Origin of the sequence: Streptomyces albus subsp. albus (genome assembly GCF_000725885.1) — a bacterium.
Taxonomy (GTDB): Bacteria; Actinomycetota; Actinomycetes; order Streptomycetales; family Streptomycetaceae; genus Streptomyces; species Streptomyces albus.
The window spans coordinates 1-3,090 of sequence record NZ_JODR01000064.1 but is presented as its reverse complement, the minus strand read 5'-3'; the positions used below and the strand labels follow the sequence as shown (position 1 = coordinate 3,090).

The 3,090-nt window shown below is 71.6% G+C and carries 1 protein-coding gene; it reads right to left on the bottom strand.

The genetic code is table 11. The annotated features are described in order from the left end of the window. Positions 1-3,071 (bottom strand): type I polyketide synthase (locus IO40_RS0132680; RefSeq protein WP_234336631.1); only part of this gene is annotated, 3,071 nt, incomplete at its 3' end. Positions 3,072-3,090: the final 19 nt, after the last annotated feature.

Below are 3,090 nucleotides of genomic sequence, written 5' to 3'. Positions count from 1 at the left end.
GCCGCCGGCTCCACCCCGTACGACCGCCACAACTCGGCCAGCGACACCATCACCGCGAACGACACAGGCTGCACCACATCCACCCGCTCCAACGACGGCACACCCGCATCACCCCGCAACACCCCCAGCAGCGACCAGTCCACAAACGCGGACAACGCCACCTCACACTCACGCATGCGTTCCGCGAATACCGGTGAGCTCTCCAACAGCCCCACCGCCATACCCGCCCATTGCGCGCCCTGACCAGGAAAGACGAACACCGTCCGCCCCACGGGACCAACAACCCCCGACACCACGCCACCAGCCGGCTCACCCGCAGCCAACGCCGACAGACCGGACTCGTACCCACCGACAACCACCGCACGGTGCTCGAACCGCGCCCGCGTCGTCACCAACGACCAACCCACACCAACCGGATCAGCCGCATCAACCGAACCAAGCAGCGCAGCGGCCTGCTCACGCAACGCCTCACCATCACGCGCCGACAGCACCCACGGCACCACCGACGGCTCGGCCAACGGCTCGGCCGACGACACCTCGGCCGTGTCGGTCACGTCGGCCGAGGCCTCTTCGAGGATCACGTGCGCGTTCGTGCCGCTGATGCCGAAGGACGACACGCCCGCGCGCCTCGGCCGACCCTCGGCACGCGGCCATTCGCGTGCTTCCGTCAGCAGTTCCACCGCGCCCGTCGACCAGTCCACGTGCGACGACGGCGTCTCGGCGTGCAGTGTCCTGGGCAGCAGCCCGTGCCGCAGCGCCAAAACCATCTTCATCACTCCGGCCACGCCGGCCGCCAGCTGTGTGTGCCCGATGTTCGACTTGACCGAGCCGAGCCACAGCGGCCGGTCCTCGGGGCGCCCCTGGCCGTAGGTGGCCAGCAGTGCCTGGGCCTCGATCGGGTCGCCCAGGGCCGTGCCGGTGCCGTGCGCCTCCACCACGTCCACGTCCGTGGCCGCGACCTGGGCGTGCGCCAGCGCCTGCCGGATGACCCGCTGCTGGGAGGGACCGTTCGGCGCCGTCAGACCGTTCGACGCGCCGTCCTGGTTCATCGCCCAGCCGCGCAGCACCGCCAGCACCTGGTGCCCGTTGCGACGCGCATCCGACAGACGCTCCACGAAGAAGACGCCGACGCCTTCCGAGAGGCCCATGCCGTCCGCGTCGTCGGAGAACGCCTTGGAGCGGCCGTCCTCGGCGAGCGCACGTTGACGGCTGAAACCGATGAAGCCGGACGGCGTCGAGGCGACGGAGGCCGCTCCCGCCAGGGCCAGCGAGCACTCGCCGGAGCGCAGCGCCTGGGCGGCCAGGTTGACGGCCACCAGGGCGGAGGAGCAGCCGGTGTCCAGGGTGACCGCCGGGCCTTCGAGTCCGAGCGTGTACGAGATCCGTCCGGAGGCGATGCTGGTGCCCGTCCCGGTGATCAGATGGCCCTCGTGTCCCTCGGGGACCCGCCTCAGTCGTGATCCGTAGCCGGCGTCACCGACGCCGACGAACACGCCGCAGGCGCTGCCGCGCAGGCTGTGCGGGTCGATCCGGCCGTTCTCGACGGCCTCCCAGGAGGTCTCCAGCAGCAGTCGCTGCTGCGGGTCCATCGCCAGCGCCTCACGCGGCGAGATGCCGAAGAACACCGGGTCGAACCGGCCCGCGTTCTGAACGAAGCCGCCGCTGCGGACGTAGGTGCGCCCCTCGTCCTCCGGGTTCGGGCTGTAGAGCCGCTCCAGGTCCCAGCCGCGGTCCTCGGGGAAGCCGCTCATGGCGTCCTCCCCCGCTGTGACGAGCCGCCACAGGTCCTCCGGGCTGTTGACACCGCCGGGGAAGCGGCAGCTCATGCCGATGATCGCGATGGCGTCGTCGTCGGAGATGGGGACGGCGACCGGCGCGGCCGGGGCCGCGGTCCCCGGCTCGGCGCCGAAGAGTTCGGCGTGCAGGTACTGCACGAGACGGGTGACGTCGGGGTGGTCGAAGACGAGGGTGGTGGGCAGCTTCAGCCCGGTGGCGGTGCGCAGCGCATTGCGCAGCTCGACCGCGAGCAGCGAGTCGAAGCCCAGGTCGCGCAGCGGCCGTGCGTCCTCGATGGCGTCCGGTGAGGGGTGCCCGAGGACGGTCGCCGCGTGGGTGCGCACCAGGTCGCGGAGGGCGTTCCGCCGGTCCTCGACGGGAAGAGGCCGCAGCCGTTCCCGCAGGGAGTCGTCCTCGCCCGTGCCGCCTCCGTCGTCCGCGTCCAGGACGGCGCGGACTTCCGGGATGTCGTGGAGCAGCGGGCGCGGGCGTGCGGCCGTGAAGACGGGGACGAAGAGGTCCCAGTCCACCTCGGCGACGGCGAGAAATTCCTCGTCGTCCGCCAGTGCCTGGCGGAGTCCGGCGACGGCCGTCCGCGGGTTCATGAACCGCAGTCCCCGCCAGTTGAGCGAGTCCGCTTCGACCTTGTCGGCCATGCCGCCGTCGTCGGCCGACCACAGGCCCCAGGCGATGGTGGTCCCGGCCAGACCGCGGGCGCGGCGGCTGCGGGTGACCGAGTCGAGGTAGGCGTTGCCCGTCGAATAGGAGGCGTGCTCGCCGGCGCCCCAGACCGCGGCCACGGACGAGTACAGGACGAAAGCGTCCAGTCCCTCACGGTCGAAGAGCCGGTCCAGGTGAGCGGTGCCCACCAGCTTCGCCGACGCCTCGGCCTCGAACTCCGCCAGGTCCACGTCCGCGAGCGAGCCGAGCACTCCGACGCCCGCGGTGTGTACGACGGTTCTGATCGGCGGGCCGTCCGCCTCGACCTGTTCGACCAGCCGGGCCAGGGCGTCGTAGTCGCAGACATCGCAGGCCGCGATGGTCACGCGCGTACCCAGGGCTTCGAGCTCTTCGGCGATCTCACGGGCTCCCTCGGCCTTGGTGCCGCTGCGGGAGGTGAGGACGAAGTGCTCCGCGCCGCAGGTAGCGAGCCAGCGCGCGGTGTGCGCGGCCAGCCCGCCGGTGCCGCCCGTGATCAAGGCCGTGCCGCTCGTTCGGAAGGGCTCCCCCGATTCGTGGGCCAGTGGCTTGCGCCGCAGACGGCGCAACAGTGCTCCGCCGTCGCGGATCGCCACCTGGTCCTCATGGTCACCG